The 16788-nt window shown below is 63.4% G+C and carries 7 protein-coding genes; 6 read left to right on the forward strand and 1 reads right to left on the reverse strand.

Annotation, left to right across the window (positions count from 1 at the left end; translation table 11 throughout):
• Positions 1-113 precede the first annotated feature (113 nt).
• Together GXP39_11110 and GXP39_11115 are read left to right on the forward strand one after the other, a co-directional pair.
• The gene (locus GXP39_11110) at positions 114-1349 is read left to right on the forward strand and encodes a flagellar hook protein FlgE (GenBank protein NOZ28585.1); all 1236 of its coding nucleotides are present in this window, start codon (positions 114-116) and stop codon (positions 1347-1349) included.
• Between the two features lie 293 nt (positions 1350-1642).
• Entirely contained in the window at positions 1643-6013 is a 4371-nt protein-coding gene (locus GXP39_11115) for a DUF5107 domain-containing protein (protein ID NOZ28586.1), read from the forward strand.
• Positions 6014-6075: 62 nt separating this feature from the next.
• Here the strand turns inward: GXP39_11115 and GXP39_11120 are convergent, their stop codons facing one another.
• The gene (locus GXP39_11120) at positions 6076-7815 is read right to left on the reverse strand and encodes a PAS domain S-box protein (protein NOZ28587.1); all 1740 of its coding nucleotides are present in this window, start codon (positions 7813-7815) and stop codon (positions 6076-6078) included.
• A gap of 1529 nt (positions 7816-9344) precedes the next feature.
• On the opposite strand from GXP39_11120, the gene GXP39_11125 reads away from it, so the two are divergent.
• From GXP39_11125 to GXP39_11140, 4 genes are all read left to right on the forward strand, one after another.
• Positions 9345-11474 (forward strand): HAMP domain-containing protein, encoded by a 2130-nt coding sequence (locus GXP39_11125; GenBank protein ID NOZ28588.1) that lies wholly within the window; start codon positions 9345-9347, stop codon positions 11472-11474.
• Positions 11475-11915: 441 nt separating this feature from the next.
• Positions 11916-14060 carry a methyl-accepting chemotaxis protein gene (locus tag GXP39_11130; protein ID NOZ28589.1) on the forward strand — a complete coding sequence of 715 codons (2145 nt, stop codon included), beginning with the start codon at positions 11916-11918 and terminating at the stop codon, positions 14058-14060.
• Positions 14061-14163: 103 nt separating this feature from the next.
• A complete protein-coding gene (locus GXP39_11135; protein NOZ28590.1) occupies positions 14164-14661 on the forward strand; it encodes a purine-binding chemotaxis protein CheW in 498 nt (165 codons plus the stop codon).
• A gap of 41 nt (positions 14662-14702) precedes the next feature.
• A complete protein-coding gene (locus GXP39_11140) occupies positions 14703-16784 on the forward strand; it encodes a chemotaxis protein CheA (GenBank protein ID NOZ28591.1) in 2082 nt (693 codons plus the stop codon).
• The last annotated feature ends 4 nt before the right edge of the window (positions 16785-16788 follow it).

Here is a 16788-nt window from a genome sequence, read left to right on the forward strand (position 1 = left end):
GCCCGAGCTTTGGAGGAAGACGGAATCCGTTGCGTACGGCCGGACCTCTTGCAGGGGGCCGACGCAACAACATGACATAACGAATCACAAAACCCCTTCAGGAGGTAGTCACGATGTTGCGCTCTATGATTTCTGCTTCGTCTGCTCTGCGGTTCCACCAGACGTTCATGGACGTGGTGGCGAACAACATCGCCAACGTGAACACGGTTGGGTTCAAGAGCAGCCGGATCACGTTCCAGGAGATGATGAACCAGGTCATCAGCAGCGGTGTCGGGCCCGATCCGGCGGCCAATCGCGGCGGGATCAACCCGATACAGATCGGCCTGGGCATGATGCTGGGAGGCGTGCAGACGCAGTTCCTCCAGGGTGGGCTGCAGGCCACCGGGCGGAACAGCGACCTGGCCATTCAGGGAGAGGGGTTCTTCATCTACCAGGGCCCCAATCAGCAGTATTACTCACGAGACGGCACGCTGGATATCTCCACCGACGGGAAGCTGGTGAATCCGAACACGGGGATGTACATCCTCGGATGGCAGGCCGTGAACGGTAGCGTCGATCCCTCAGGGCCGCTGACCCCGATCACCATCGCGTTGGGCAGCGGGGTCACCGCCCAGCAGACGGAGAACGTCACCTTCGGCGGGAATCTGAATTCCTCCGCCGATACCGGTGAGGCGACCTCCGTCACCTTTGAGGTCTACGACTCTATGGGGACGTCTCACTACATCACGCTGACCTTTGAGAAGCAGGCCGCCAATACGTGGAGCGTCACGGCCAGCACCAATGATCCCGATGTCACCATCACGAACCCCACCCTTACCGACATCGAGTTCGATGCGCAGGGGCAGGTGACCGCTGGTGGCACGCAGACGATGCAGATCCAGCTGGCCAATGGGGCGGACACCCCGCAGGACATCAACCTGAACCTGAGCGGCCTGACCCAGCTGGCCGACCTGAGCGAGGTGCGGGCCATCTCGCAGGACGGCAACGCGGCGGGCGCCCTCATCGGCTTCGATGTCGCGGCCAGCGGCATGGTGATGGGGGTGTACTCCAACGGGCTGCGCCAGGCCGTGGGGCAGATCGCCCTGGCGACGTTCCGCAACCCGGCCGGCCTCATCAAGATCGGGCAGAACCTCTTCGCCGAATCGGCCAACACGGGCGATCGCGTGGTGGGTGTGGCCGGAACCGGGGAGCGTGGGCAGATCAACGCGGGCTATCTGGAGATGTCCAACGTGGACCTGGCCACGCAGTTCACGGACATGATCCGGGCCCAGCGTGGGTTCCAGGCCAACTCCCGGGTGATCACCGCCTCCGATCAGATGCTGACGGAGCTGGTGAACATCGTCCGGTAGTGGATATAGGGGCGATCCGCCGGATCGCCCCATAAGCACTTGCTCAAACGATGCGAAGGCGTGAGCTTGCGTTGTAGGGGGCACGGCGCCGCTGTGCCCCCTACAGTACGAAGGGCGGGAAAGCGGCATCTTCATGGCTGCCGGTTTATGTCCAGGGGCACAACCTTGTGTTGGGTGACGCGTGCGTTGCCCCCGATGGAAGGGGGCGACCGGCCGGTTTTGGGGGATAGGTAGCCCTTGCCTGAGCTTTGAAAATCCCTGGGGTATCCTCGATGAGGGAGGGGAGTGTCGTGATGAAAGTGAAGACGATGCGCATTCGTCCCGTGATGGAGTGGGTCATGCGATTGATCGCGCTGGCTTTGTTGGCGAGCGGGGGGATCGCGTGGTCGGTGGATGCGCAGGATGCGGCCCCACTTCCTCTTAGCGAGTACCCTAGGCCGCCGCAGGATAACGGGCTGGGGATCCACTGGACGACTAACGTCTACGGCCAGTCCCCTGAGGTGGTGGATTACTTCATCGCCGAGATGGAGGCCATGGGGATCAAGTGGGTAAAGTTCCTGAACGATGGCACGGATGGGCGCCACAACGAATATCTGATCCAACAGTTGGTGGCCCACGGGATGATGCCCATCATGAGGATCTACCAGCCGTGCAACAAGCCGTTGGACCTCGGCTCGCTGCGTCGGCTGGTCCGACACTATCGCCCCATGGGAGTGTACTACTACGAGCTGTTCAACGAGCCCGACCTGGAGGGCGAGGCGGGCGGCTGGTGTGGCGGTGGGCATCCGGACCCGGAGCGCCTGTTCCGCATGTGGCTGCCGGCCGCTCGTGTGATCCAGGAGGAGGGCGGGTTCCCCTCGCTTCCGGCCATGTTCCCGCCGTCGATCAAGGACCCCAACTGGCAGAACAGCTTCTTCATCCGCTTCTTGCGGCTCATCAAGGAGACGGGGAACACCGACGTCCTGTATCGCTCCTGGGGGGCTGTGCACAACTACTTCCTGAACCATCCCGTTCGCTACCCTTACGACGAGGTCAATCTGAAAGGCACGCCGCTCTCCCAGGAAGAGATCGAGCGGTATGGCCTCTCTCCGGCCGAGGTGCAGGCGATCAACCACGCCCGTCAGATCGCTCGCCGGCCGCGATCGGAGGGGGGCTACTACGTGGGGGACACCATCGATGAGGACAATAACGGCTTTCTCCAGTTCATAGCCTATCGGAATCGCTTCTATGAGATCTTCGGATTTGAGATCCCGCTCATCAGCACCGAGGGGGGAGCCACCGTTGGATCCAGTGAGGACCCTCGGTATCCCAAGGTGACCCCGGCCTTGCAGGCGGAGATGACCATTGAGGCGTTCGAGTACATGCTCGACGAGGCGCCTCCCTACTACTTCGCGTTCACGAGCTGGCTGATCGGCGAGCGGGCTCTGGACAATCCCAACCCCACCTGGGAGTCCTGGGCCTGGTACCAGAATCGAGAGGGGCGTCACCTCCCCGTGGTGGATATGCTCAAATCCCATCCACGGCGTGGCGAGACGCGGCGCAACGCGCCGGTGGCGACGAGGCCGCTCTGGACGCCACGTGTCGCGTCGGATCCGGCCCCAACGCCGACGCCGACCCCCGTGCAGGAGGAGGTGGCGGAGGCTGCCGCCCTGCCCAGGCCATTGAACCCGCCTCCTGCCGCGGGAGCGCTGCCGCTGAGCGCGTACCCGCGCCCTCCGCGAGATAACGGATGGGGGATTCACTGGACCCCCACGCTGTTCAGCCAACCGCCGGAAGTGGTGGATCGCCTGGTGGGGGAGATCGAGGACATGGGGCTGCGATGGGTCAAGCTGATGCAGCCCGATGAGCCCAAGCTGGAGCATACCTACCTGATCGAGCAGCTCACGCAGCGGGGGATCATGCCCGTCTTGCGGATCTATCGCCCCTTCAATGATCCCTACGAGCATCTGGACGTGATCGTGCGAGAGGGGATCGCCCGCGGGGTGTATTACTACGAGCTATACAACGAGCCGAACATCGCGGGGGAGGCCGGGGGATGGCGCCCGGGTGAGGAGATCAGCGTTGCCCGGATCGCGGACCTGTGGATCCCCGCGGCGCGACAGATCGCCGCCCTGGGCGGATATCCGGGGCTGCCGACGCTGGCCCCTGGCGGCTCCTACGACGACATGAAGTTCCTGGCCGAGTTCCTGGATTTGCTCAAACAGCGCGACGCCCTGGATACGCTGGACCGCGCTTGGGTGCCTTTGCACAACTATTTCTTCAACCACCCGCTCAACTATCCGGAGGATCCGGTCAATCTATGGAGCGTGCTGCTGACGCCCGCCGAGATCAGCGAACGAGGGCTCAGCGCGGCCGACGTGGAGGCCATCAATCACGCCCGTCAGATCTCTCGTTTGCCTCGCGAGCAGGGTGGTTATTACGTGGGGGACACCATCGACAAGGACTCCAACGGCTTTCGGAAGTTCGAGGCGTATCGGAACATCCTCTACACCCGGATCGGCCGGGAGATCCCGATCATCACCACGGAGGGTGGCGCGATCGTGGGAGCGCGTGAGGACCCTCGTTATCCTCCCGTGACCGAGGCGGACGTCGTACAGCGGACCCAGGCGGCCTTCCAGTACATGCTAGACGAGGCCCCGCCGTACTATTTCGCCTTCATGCCGTGGCTGTTGAGCAATCTGGACAGCGGCGGGAGCAATCCGGCGTGGGAGGGAGCTGCCTGGTATCAGGCCGGGGGCGGGCCACGTCCTGTGGTGCTGGCCATCAAGCGGCTCGCGGCCCAGGGGAGGACCCGACGGCATGTCCCTGTGGACAACGGGTACGTGCTGGCCACGCCCACGCCTACCGTCGCCCCGACCCCCGCGCCGGCCACGGGAGCTCCGGCGGGGGCATCCACGGCGCCTTTGCCGGCTGTGCTGCCCAGCGTCAGCCAGTCCTATCTGCTGATCCCGACCTATCCGTACGACCAGGCGTTGGTCCCCACATCGCCGGACGACCCGATCTATCCCTATCCCCGGCTGGATTTCGACCGGCTGGGCCCACCCACGCCGCGTACCTACCAGGCGGTGATCCTGGAGAACGCTTACACGCGGCTGGTGATCCTGCCCGAGTTGGGGGGGCGGATCTATCAGTGGATCGACAAGGCCACCGGCCGCTCCCTGGTGTACCAGAACCCGGTCATCAAGCCGACTCGATGGGGGTATCGCGGCTGGTGGATCGGAGCGGGAGGGTTCGAGTGGGCGTTCCCGGTGGACGAGCACGGGTTCAATGAGTACCCCGCGTGGACGTATCAGACCTATGCGGATCGTCAGCAGGCCGGCGTGACCCTGACGCGCACGGATGAGCGGACGGGGTTGCGGGCGGAGATCACGATCTCGCTAGACGCGAGCCACTCGTATTTCACCCTGTCCATGAAGCTGAGCAACCCGACGGCCACACCGCAGCGGTATCAGTTCTGGGTGAACGCCATGCTGGCCCCCGGGGGCAATCAGGTCTCCCCCGGGACCCGGTTCGTGTGGCCGTCGGACACCCTGGTCGTTCACTCCAGCGCGGACGAGAAGACGTTCCCGGCCGGACGTCGCATGGATTGGCCCATGGCCGGGGGACGGGATCTGCGCTCGTATGATGCCTGGCCCGCCTACCTGGGGTTCTTCGGCGTGGCGCAGCGAGATTTCATGGGGGTCTACGATCCTCAGGTCGGCGTGGGAGTGGTCCGGATCTTCCCCGCCGATGCCGCCCCGGGGGTGAAGATCTTCGCCGCGCCGGGATTGGATCCCAGCCTGTGGACGGACGACGGCAGTCGTTATCTGGAGCTGTGGGGTGGGGTGACCCCCGATTTCGCCACCTATGCAGAGCTGGCCCCGGGCCAGAGCGTGGCGTGGACTGAGCGATGGTATCCCACGGGGCGGATCGGGCCGGCGGTCTGGGCCTCTGAGGATCTGGCGTTGGGGCTGGACTGGAGCGGGAACGAAGTCGTGCTGGGGGTCACCGCCGCCGGCGGGGCGAGTGGACAGCTCCAGCTATGGCGGGACGGCGTCCTGGTGAACCAGTGGACGGCCGATCTAGCCCCGGGTGAGAGCCTGACCGCACGCTGGCGGGCGGATAATCCCGCCGCCCATCGCTGGAAGGTCCAGTGGGTGGACCGGCAGGGCAGGGTGGTGGCCGGTGCAGAGGTGGACGGCGGCCGGGTGAACCCTGCGCCCGGGCCGGAGGTCAGAGCCCCCGCGGGGCCGACGTCTCCTGCGGAGCCGGGACCGGTGGCCTCCCCGCCTCAGAACCCGGGCCTGGTGTGGGATCCCCGGCTGGATCAGCTTGGAGTGCGCGTGGAACGGGCGTCCTCTGCTCCCGGCCAGCCCGTCTGGAGGCTGATCGAGGCGCGCTGGGAGAGCCCAGAGGAGGCCCAGGGATTGCATCACGTCTTCATCCGTGTGTTGGACGAGAATGGGCGGCCGGTGGTAGGACAGCCCGTGGAACTGTCGTGGTCCGATGGATCGGCGACCACCTCTACGGAGGAGGAGAAGGGGGCGAATTTCCCGCTATACGGCCCGCTGGGGGCGTATACCGTCCAGGTCGTCGGGACCAGCGACCGGGTGGTGGGGTTGGGTCTTCCCAGCAAGCATCACGTCAACTATCGGCTGACCTTCCAGCGGATGACCGGCCCCTGACGCGTCTTCGTCGCCGGATCTCAACGCGGGTAGGGGAACGCGATCCCTCCATCGCTGGGAGGCTATTCGTCGGCTGGCTCGTCCGGGGGGATCGGCTCGTCCGCGGGGGAGGGCAGGGGTAATGTGAAGTGGAATGTGCTTCCTTTGCCCGGCGTGCTCTCCACCCAGATCCGCCCGCCGTGCCCTTCCACGATGGCTTTGCAGATGGAAAGGCCGAGGCCGACGCCTCCCCCGCCGGCCTGTGAGGGGCTGATCTGGTAGAAGCGGTCGAAGATCTTCTTCTGATGCTCGGGATCGATTCCCGGTCCCTCGTCCCGGACGCTGATCCGGGCATAGCGCTTCCCGTCCTCCTCTTCCAGCGTCAGCGAGACCTCGATAGGGGTTCCCTCTGGCGTGTATTTGATCGCGTTGTTGAGAAGGTTCATCAGGACCTGGCGCACGCGGACCGGATCGACGTGTGCATGAACGGGCCTGGCCTTCAGGTTCACGCGAATGGGGTGACCCTTCGTGTGCCCCTCGTATGTCCTGACCGTCTCCAGGATCACCTCCGCGAGATCGCACCACTCCAACGTCAGCCGCAGGCGCCCGGCCTCGATGCGGGAGAAGTCCAGCAGGTCGTCCACAAGCCGGGCCAGAAGCTGCGACTCCTCATCGATAGCTGAGGCGTAGTAGAGCAACTCCTCGTCGTGCCGGAGCGCTCGCTCCAGGATCTGGCTGTAGCCGCTGATGATCGTCAGAGGGGATCGTAGCTCGTGAGAGACGCTGGCGATGAACTCCGACTTGAGCCGCTCCAGGTTCTTGAACTCGGTAACGTCCCGGATTGTGCACAAAAAAGAAGGCCTTCCCTCCAGGTCTTCGAGTTGGGCGCAGGCCACTTCCGCCCAGACGTGTTGTCCGTCCTGCCGATGGAAGATGACCGTGCGAGGCTGGCCGTTCTCGGACTCGGTCGTGGCGCGCAATGGGCAGCCCTCCGAGTCGCACAAAAGCAGGTTACGCTCGTCGTGACAGCGGAAGATCTCCGTGCAGGGTACGTCCAGGGCGCGCTCTTGTTCCCATCCGGTGATCGCCTCGGCGGCGGGATTCATCATCACGACCCGGTAGGTATCATCCAGGACCACGATCCCATCGCTCACGTGGTCCAGGATGGCCTTGATCTGCTCCTGCTCGGCGAGCAGTTTTTCATAGCGGATCGCGTTCTCGACGGCGACGGCCGCGTGTTGGGACAGCAGTTGCAGGGCCAGGCTCTCCTTCGTGGCGTCTTCGACGTCCTGCTCATAGATCAGCTTGAGAAGGGCCGTGGGACGTCCCTCGCGTACCAGCGGTATCTCCAGGATTCTCTGGCTCACGGGAGGGCGCGTAGAGCCTTGTCGGCCGTCAACGCCTGCGGCATCGTCGTGGGGTGTCCCATTTCTGGCCGCCCCATTTCGTGACTGAGGATCGCGTCGCTGCACAGCAACTACACGCCACGCGGCGTCATCTCCGTTGGGAAGCAGCACTTCGGCCTGAGCGGCGCTGGTGACGGCCAGGGCCATGCGCGCGATGGCTCTGGCGATGTGCTCGGGGCCCATCAGCAGGTCGGGATCGCTGACGGCTGATCGCGCCAGGATAAAGTCTTGCACCCGGTAATGGGCCTGACGCTTGAGCTTCTCCGCTTCCTGCTCCGCCAGTTTCAGGCGCCGCGCGGTGGAGGCCCCAAGCTCCACGCTGAGGCCGATCAGCGGCAGGAAGAGCAAGATCGCGTATAGCGAGTGATCATTGGGGGATATCTTGGCCAGCGCGGCTCCCCCGCCTCTCTCCAGCATCGCCATCCCACCGATGGCCAGCACGGATAGCCCCGCCGGCATGTAGCGAGCGGGGCTGGGCAGGGAGCAGGCACTGGCCGTCAGATAGGGTAAGTAAAGAGCCAGGAAGGGGGTGTGTGGCCCGCCGAGGAAGTAGATTCCCGTCCCCAGAGCTGCCTGGTCCAGAAGAAGTTGTCCCGCTTGGAGGGAGAGCTGGATCCTCGGATCGAGGCGCCTATGGAAGGGTTTGGATCTGAGTCGATGGATGAGGAGATCGAAGAGGATCGCTGCTAGGCCGAGCCCCCAGACCATCCATATAATGGGAAATTCGCCTCTCCTCAGTTGGAACCAAATGGTGGCGAACATTGCCACCAGAATCACGGTCCACCGGGCTGCGCGCGAACAGGGATCTAACTGGAGCGTAGAAGTTCTCATGTCGTTTTTTGATTCTGTCGAACACTGGCCGTGTACAGGAGTTCTTGTTTTCTATTATACACGATTCCGGGGAAAAGTGCGTAGGCCGAGGGTAGTGTATGGTGGCTAGCGTATCTGAAAATTTACCGGCAAGGTGTCTGAGGGGGGCTCCCTCAACTATCGGATCCACGCGGTGTGTTTTTCAGACACGTTCTCATCCCCACGGGCTGATTGGGGAGGGGACGACAGCGGGCAAGCCTCGTCCCGGCAGACGTTGCATATGCCAATGTGAGCGTTGGTCTTTGGAAAGGCCCTGGCGATACCCCCCAGAGGTACTATGAACGAGTCCACTCGCGAGGCCGATAGGATAGACGATCATAGATCTCACGATAAGGAGGTGTGGAGTCTCGCGTATCTGAGTCGGAGTCTTGAACGGACAATGGATCCCACGAGGAAGTGGATCAGCTCGTCGAAAGAGCTGGACGGCATTCGTTTTCTCCTGTTTTTTCCTCAGATGCCGGTTTCATCACGGACCACGAATGGTCGCTTATGGCCAAATCTGAGCGGTGTATTTCTCCAAGGTTGGATTCCTCGCTCATAGGTTGGCAACGGCAGTGTTGCAGCCTTTTCCCCATCGTTCAAAGGCGTTAGATCGTTAAGACAATCGAATGATCGATTGGGCTGCCATGCATGGGTTGGCGGCCCCCTGGGACGTTCTCAGGGGCTTCGGCTTCCCGCCCTGGCAGCCGGGAGCAGGGCGCTCATCGATTAGGACAGCCTACACGCGGGTGTGTGAAGCTGCGTAACCATGTGCGCGGCTCTACGCCGGAAGTCCTCGCGCGTGCGGATTCCGTACGCCCAACGGGTGAGGGCTATCTTCTTCCGTCGGGGGCATCACCCTCAAGCGCGGGGGAAGAGAGGACACGCCCGCCAGGAGTCGGAGAGTAAAGGGCCGTTCCCTGCCTGATCATGAGCAAGCATTTGTTGCGAACTGTTTGAGTCTGTACCAGGTCGCAGGGTGTGCGCCATCTCTTATCCGGGTTTCACCGAGGGGCTGACAATCTGAGTGACGAAAGAATGCGTCGGTGTTCTCACACCGCAATATTGATGAGGGAATGAGAAAGGAGAGGATGATCATGAGATTTAACCTGCGTAACAAGTTGTTGGCTGCCTTTGGGGTAGTGCTTGCCCTTCTTGTCGTCGTCGGGTGGGTAGGCCTTGGCCAAGCGGCTGCTATCGATGCGCGCGTTGAGGACATGTACAGCCAGGAAGTGCTCAGCTTGGAAAATCTCGATGATTTGAAGTCGGCCGCCTACCGCATCCGTGGTGATCTGTTGGAGTACATCCTGGCCGACACGGAAGAGGGGCGTGCACGCCTGAAGGAGGAGATTGAGGAGCAACAGAAGCGTATTGAGGAGAAGATCAAGCTCTATCGCCAGACGCGTTTGAGCGATGAGGAGGAAGCCCTATTGGCGGCGTTTGAGGAGCCGTGGAAGCGTTACTCGGACCAGATCGAGCAGGTGTTTGCGTGGGTGGAAGCGGGCGATTTGGATGCCGCGGAGACCCTGGCTCGGAAGGAGATGGTGGATGAGTTCCGGACCGCGCGAGAGGCTGTGAACAAGCTGATGGACTATAGCGTGGAGCGTGCAGCGCTGCGCCGTGAGAACGCTCGCCACGCGTACGCCTCACAGCGGGCTTTGATCATCGGCCTGATAGTGGGGGCTGTGCTGATAGGCTTGGCGATCAGCATTTTCATGGCTCGCTCCATTGCCAACGCGGCCAAGCGGATGGCGCAGGCGGTCCAACAGGTCGCTCAGGTGGATCTGACGAATCTCGCGGCGGCCACTGCCGCGATGGCCGACGGCGACCTCACCCATTCCGTCTCCATTCAGACGCAAAATATCGAGGTGAAATCCAGTGATGAGATCGGCGACCTGGGTCAAGCATTCAATCTCATGATCGATCGCCTCCGGGAGACTGGCAACGCCTTCAATAAGACGATGGCGAATCTGCGCCGTCAGATCGGACAAGTGCAGGAGAACGCTTCCCTGGTGGCCTCGGCCAGCCAGCAAATCACCGCCGCCTCGGAGCAGTCGGCGGAGGCGGTGCAGCAGGTGGCCATGACGATCCAGCAGGTAGCCGATGGCGTATCCCAGCAGGCCCAGTCGGCCGCCGACATCACCGCCCAGGTGGACCAGATGAGCAGCGCCGTGGGCGGAGTGGCCGAGGGGGCTCAAGATCAGGCGCGCTCTGTGGAGAGCATCTCCCGCAGCATCGCCGAGATGACCACCGTCGCAGACCGGGTGGCGGAGAGCGCTCAGTCCATCGCCGCGGATGCCGGCCGGGTGACCGATACGGCGGAAGCCAGCGCTCAGACGGTCATGCAGACGGTAGAGGCCATCCAGCTGATCAGGGAAACCGTGGCTGAGGTGAGCGATAAGGTCCAGCAGATGCAGGAATACTCCACCCAGATCGGCGTCATCGTGGAGACCATCGATGACATCGCCGAGCAGACCAACCTCCTGGCTTTGAACGCCGCGATCGAGGCGGCGCGGGCTGGGGAGCAGGGGCGTGGCTTCGCGGTGGTGGCCGACGAGGTGCGGAAGCTGGCGGAGCGTTCTGGGCAGGCGACCAAGGAGATCGCCCAGTTGATCCAGAGCGTGCAGCAGGGGACCGGGGCCGTGACCGAGGCCATGCGGAGAACGCTGGAGCAGGTGGAGTCAGGGGTCGATCTGGCCGGAATGGCCGGGCGAGCGCTGGAGGATATCCTGGAGGCCATACGAGGGGTGACCGGGGAGATCCAGGAGGTCGCGGCGAAGTCTCAGGAGCTCACCGGCATCAATCAGGAGCTGATGTCGGCGGCGGAGAGCGTGTCTGCCGTGGTCGAGGAGAACACGGCGGCCACGGAGGAGCTGGCGGCCAGCGCGGATGAGATCGGCCGGGCGATTGAGAGCATCGCCAGCGTCAGCGAGGAGAACAGCGCGGCCGCTGAGGAGGTCAGCGCCTCCGCCGAGGAGATGTCAGCCCAGGTGGAGGAGATGGCCGCGACGGCGCAAAGCCTGGCGGACATGGCCAAGCAACTGCAGGCGGTCGTGGCGGAGTTTACCCTCTCCACGGAAGGAGCAGCGCCATTGGATACGAGCGCTCCCACCTTTGTCAGGGAACCCGTCGTCTCCGAGCAGGATGGCACCCATGAACCGGCGGGCGCTTCCATGGAGCTGCAACGAGAGCCGTTGTATGTGTCGACCGGCAATGGGCGACACTGATCCCTTCCTCGATTCGTGGTTGCGGCGGCATCGCTTTCCTGCGCCGCCGCAACCACCCCAAACCAATCGAATTGATTCCAAGGTACTATAAACGGGTTCATCCCCTGCGTCGATTAGTAAAGACGAGCGTCCGAGGCGGCGGCAGTGGCTCCTGCGGCTCCGCGTGCGTATGGAAAGGAGGGGTGCGGATTGAGACCAAACGTGTTGGGATATCGGGGCATGAGATGTGAAAGGGGGATTGGCATATGAAATAACGGATTCTGTGAGGCAGTCATGTCAATGCGAGAATACCGTACATGGTGAACGCCAATGTGGGTGTTGCCCTGATAAGCGGTTGTGATCGGTCGCCGTGCGAGTTTGGGGTCAATGGGGACGATGTGGCACGGGTGATCGGAAAGGCATCGAGATTCGCCAGGAATCACAATGAGCAGGGAGGAGACCATGTTGGGTATTGTGCATGGCAAGAAGCAGAGAAGCTGCGAGGAAGAATTGAAGCATCTGCAGGGTCAGATACACGATCTGGCCGCGGAGATGAGGACCCTCGTCCGAGGCATCGTCGAGGGCAGGCTGGATACGCGTGCAAACCCCGACAAATTCGACGAGGAGTTCGCGGAGATCGTGGAGGGCGTCAACGCTGCGTTGGACGCGGCGGTGAAACCCCTGGGGAGAGTGAGAGAGTGCACGGATCTTCTGCGGAAAGGCGAGATCCCGCGGAAGATCGAGGAGGAGTGCAGGGGCGAGTGGTGTCAGGTCAGGGACAGCATCAACGATTTGATCGACGTGGTCAACGGCCTGGTTGAGGGCAGCGCGGAGATGGCGCGTGCGGCCGCCGCTGGTGACCTGGATGTGCGGGTGGACACCTCCCGGTTTGAGGGCGTCTGGAGGACAATCCTTCAGGGACTGAACGAGACGGCCGAAGGCATGATCGTGCCGATGCGAGAGGTCGGCCACGTCCTGGAGCGGATGGCGGCGGGAGAGTTCCAGGCCCGTGTTGTGGGAGAGTATCGTGGGGATTACGACGTCCTGAAGCGCTCGGTGAACGCGTTGGGCGAGCAGTTGATGGGCGTACAGGAAGAGATTGAGAGGATCCGGATCAAGGTGCAGGAGGGGGATCTGGGCGTTCGAGGGGAGGCCGATCGGTTCCAGGGCGATATCGCGGGTATGGTGGATGGCTTCAACGAGGTGCTGGATGCCGTTGTGGAGCCGATCAATGAGGCCCTGGATGTGATCTCGGCGATCGCTCAGGGAGACCTGACGCAGGAGGTGGTAGGCGATTACCGGGGGGATCACGCCCGGTTGAAGGAAGGCATCAACGCCATGGTCACCAACCTGCGCGATCTGATCGTCCAGGTGCAGTCGGGGGCGGCCAGCGTGGCCTCGGCTTCCGCTCAGATCCAGGCGGCCACGGAGCAGGCCGCGGAGGCGGTGCAGCAGGTGGCGGCGACCATCCAGCAGGTGGCGGAGGGGACCGCCCAGCAGACGGAGGCTGTCACTCGCGCTGCGGCTCAGGTGGATCAGATGACGCAGGCCATTGACGGGATCGCCCAGGGCGCGCAGGAGCAGGCGCAGGCGGTGGAGCAGGCCTCTCGTGCGGTGGCCGAGATGACGGCGGCGAACGAGCAGGTGATGAGCAGCGCCCAGATGAGCGCCGAGATGAGCGAGGAGTCGGCGCAGAAGGCCGAGGCCGGCGCGGAGACGGTGCGGAAGATGATGGCCGCGATGGAGGCGGTTCGCGAGACCGTGGCAGAGGTTGGCCAGAAGGTGGAGCAGATGCAGGAGTACTCCGCCCAGGTCGGCGCCATTGTGGAGACCATCGACGACATCGCGGAGCAGACGAACCTGTTGGCGCTGAACGCGGCCATTGAGGCGGCACGCGCCGGGGAGCAAGGCCGAGGGTTCGCGGTGGTGGCTGATGAGGTGCGGAAGCTAGCGGAGCGAGCCGGACAGGCCACGAAGGAGATCGCCCAACTGATCGGGAACGTGCAGGAGGGCACGCAAGCGGTGGTGAAGGCCCTGGAGGCGAACCTGCGGCAGGTGGAGTCGGGCTCGGCGTTGGCGGCGCAGGCGGACGAGGCGCTGCAGGAGATCTCCCAGATGGCGGAGCAGGTGAACGAGCAGGTGGAGCAGATCGAGATCGCGGCGCAGAAGATGACGGCGGCGAATCAGGAGCTGGTGAAGGTCATCGAGAGCGTCTCGGCCATCGCGGAGGAGAACACGGCGGCGACGGAGCAGGTGGCGGCGAGCAGCGGCGAGATCAACGAGGCGATGGAGACGGTGGCCAGCGTGAGCGAGGAGAACGGCGCTGCCGCGGAGGAGGTGAGCGCGGCCGCGGAGGAGATGAGCGCCCAGTCGGAGGAGATAGCGGCCTCGGCTCAGAGCCTGTCCGACCTGGCGGAACAGTTGACGGCGTTGATCTCACAGTTCAGGCTGACGGGAGATGGATTGGGAGTCGCTCAGGAGATGGGGGAACGTGTAGTGGTCAGAGCGCATGGGGATGGATCAGAGAACGGGCATGCGAGGCCGGAAGCGGTGGCGAAATCGGTGCCGACGAAGGTGTCGGTGAGCAATGGGAATGGTCGATCGTAGGGGGATTAGAGGAGCCAGATAGTGGGGGGAAGCGATGAGCCATCGCTTTCCCCCACGCACAGCCACACAAGATAAAGCCATTCTGAGGAAAGGAGGAAGCGAGATGGCATCGGAGGCTGTGAATGCTGAGGCGGTAGGCAGCGTGCGAGAGGAACAGCTGGTGGTGTTCCGGCTGGGCGATGAGCTGTATGGGATCGACATCAATCGAGTGCAGGGAATCGAGCGGATGCAGCGGGTGACGAAAGTGCCGCGTGCCCCCGAGTTCGTGGAGGGGGTGATCAACCTGCGAGGGCAGATCACCCCGGTGATCGATCTGCGGGTCCGGCTGGGCTTTGAGCGGGTGGAGGCGACCAAGGAATCCCGCATCGTGGTCGTGATGATGGGAGAGGATCGAGTGGGATTGGTGGTGGACGGTGTGGACGGGGTGACGCGAGTGCCCGTGGACCGGATCGAGCCGCCATCGGACCTGGTGAAATCAGAGGAGGCCGCGTATCTGCGGGGGATCGCCAAGCTGGACGGGGGATTGCTGGTCCTGCTGGATCTGGACAAGGTGCTGGAGGGATATGAGGTTGGCAGGGTTGAGGTAGCCGAGGCCGCCTAAGCGTTCGTAGGGAACATCCATGTCGGTCGGGGGTGGAACTTATGGAGATGAACTTTGATCTCACGCCGGAGGAGGCGGAGGTTTTCCTCCAGGAGGCTGATGAGCTCATCACCAGCCTGGATGAGAACTTCGTTCGGCTTGAGAGGGACGATGCGGATCCTGCGCTGTTGCAAGACATCTTTCGCAGCGCGCACACACTGAAGGGTAGCGCGGGGATGATCGGGCATCAGGCGATGGCGGCCGTGATGCACGAGATGGAAACCACCCTGGATCGGCTACGTCAGGGCCAACTTCATGTGACCGTTGAGCTGGTGGACACCCTGTTTGCCGCACTGGATGTTGTCCGGGCGATGGTGGAGGAGGTCAGGACCTCGCAGAGCAGTGGGGTGGAGTACGATGACGTATTGACGGCCCTGCGGGCCTTTGCAGAGGGTTCACAAGGGACAGGTGGAAGGGAAGCTGCTGATGATCACCCGGTTCCCCCTGTTCCGGAGGATGCGCTGCCTCCGGATGTGGAGCAGGCGTTCCTGGTCTTCGCGACCATCGCTCAGGACAGCGTGGCGCCCGGGGGACGCGCGCTTCAGGTCCTGCTGGCGCTCGACCAGTCCGCTCGGGTTCTGTGGAGCCAGCCCACGATCGATGACCTTGATGAGGAATGGTCTGAGCATCAAGTCCTGGCCCTGGTCACGGACGCGGATCCGGCGCAGTTGGAGCAGTTGCTGAGCACCATCTCCGAGGTGGAGTCGCGCGTGATGCCGTACTCCCCGGCGGAGACGGGCGAATCCCTCTCCGCTTCCCTCCCATCTCCTGAGTCGCAGAAGGCTCCCGAGGCGGAGGGGGCGCCTGATGCGGAGAAGGGCCCCTCACCCCAGAAGCCGTCCGGTGATGGCCGCGTCGCCTCAGGGCGGAAACCGGCCGTGGACGGGAAGACGCGCTGGGTGCGGACCAGCGTGGAGCGCCTCGATAAGTTGATGAACCTGGTGGGCGAGCTGGTGATCGACCGAAACCGGCTCTTTCAGATCCGAGCGCGGCTGCTGGATGGGGAGAACCGGGAGGAACTGCTCATGCACCTGGGCGACGCCATCTCGCATCTCTCCTGGATCACGGACCAGCTGCAGGACGAGGTCATGCGGGCGCGAATGGTGCCCGTGTCCCAGGTTTTCAATAAGTTCCCCCGTTTGGTGCGGGGACTGGCTCGGGACCTGGGCAAGAAGGTCGAGTTGGTGATCGAGGGGCAGGATACGGAGCTGGACCGCTCGGTGATCGAGCTGATCAATGATCCCCTGGTGCATCTAATACGCAATGCCGTCGACCATGGCATCGAGCCGCCGGAGGAGCGGGTGGCCGTCGGCAAGCCGGAGACGGGGCGAATCCTCCTGTCCGCTCGCTCGGAGGAGAACCACATCATCATCACCGTCGAGGATGATGGGCAAGGGATCAATCCGGACAAGATCCGCCAGACGGCGGTGGCTCGTGGCGTCCTGGATGAGGAGGCCGCGCGGCATCTCTCTGACGACGAGGCACTGGATCTGATCTTCGCCCCGGGGTTCAGCACGGCCAAGAAGGTGACCGAGCTCTCGGGTCGCGGCGTGGGCATGGACGTGGTGCGCACCAACGTGGAGCGGCTGAACGGGACCGTGCGGGTGAGCAGCCGGCCAGGGGCTGGGACGACGTTCGAGTTGCGATTGCCGCTGACCCTGGCCATCATGCCGGCCCTGATGGTCTCCGTCTCGGATCAGATCTACGCGATCCCGCTGGCGTCCGTCATGAGCACGCTGAAGGTGGAATCGGATCAGATCTCCAACGTGCTTCACCAGGGCGTGATGACCCTGCGCGATCGGGTGCTGCCCCTGCTGTGGCTCTCGGACTTCTTCGGCTGGGAGAATGGGCATCAGGCGGACTCTTGCTACGTCGTGGCCGTGCGGTGGGGGGATGCCCAGGTGGGCATCGTGGTAGATGGTCTGCTGGGCCAGCAGGATGTGGTCGTGAAGCCACTGGGGTATCAAATCGGGGACATCCCAGGGATTGCGGGGGGCACGATCATGGGAGATGGCACCGTCGCCCTCATCGTGGATGTACCCGGGTTGGTCGAGACGACCTTGCGGGAGCGGAAGGCCGCATAATCGA

This window comes from Chloroflexota bacterium (assembly GCA_013152435.1).
Taxonomy (GTDB): domain Bacteria; phylum Chloroflexota; class Anaerolineae; order DUEN01; family DUEN01; genus DUEN01.

Coding starts and splice junctions, on each gene's coding strand:
- GXP39_11125 (NOZ28588.1), top strand. CDS start 9,345: ATGAGATTTAACCTGCGTAACAAGTTGTTGGCTGCCTTTGGGGTAGTG.
- GXP39_11130 (NOZ28589.1), top strand. CDS start 11,916: ATGTTGGGTATTGTGCATGGCAAGAAGCAGAGAAGCTGCGAGGAAGAA.
- GXP39_11110 (NOZ28585.1), top strand. CDS start 114: ATGTTGCGCTCTATGATTTCTGCTTCGTCTGCTCTGCGGTTCCACCAG.
- GXP39_11115 (NOZ28586.1), top strand. CDS start 1,643: ATGAAAGTGAAGACGATGCGCATTCGTCCCGTGATGGAGTGGGTCATG.
- GXP39_11120 (NOZ28587.1), bottom strand. CDS start 7,815: ATGCTGGAGAGAGGCGGGGGAGCCGCGCTGGCCAAGATATCCCCCAAT.
- GXP39_11135 (NOZ28590.1), top strand. CDS start 14,164: ATGGCATCGGAGGCTGTGAATGCTGAGGCGGTAGGCAGCGTGCGAGAG.
- GXP39_11140 (NOZ28591.1), top strand. CDS start 14,703: ATGGAGATGAACTTTGATCTCACGCCGGAGGAGGCGGAGGTTTTCCTC.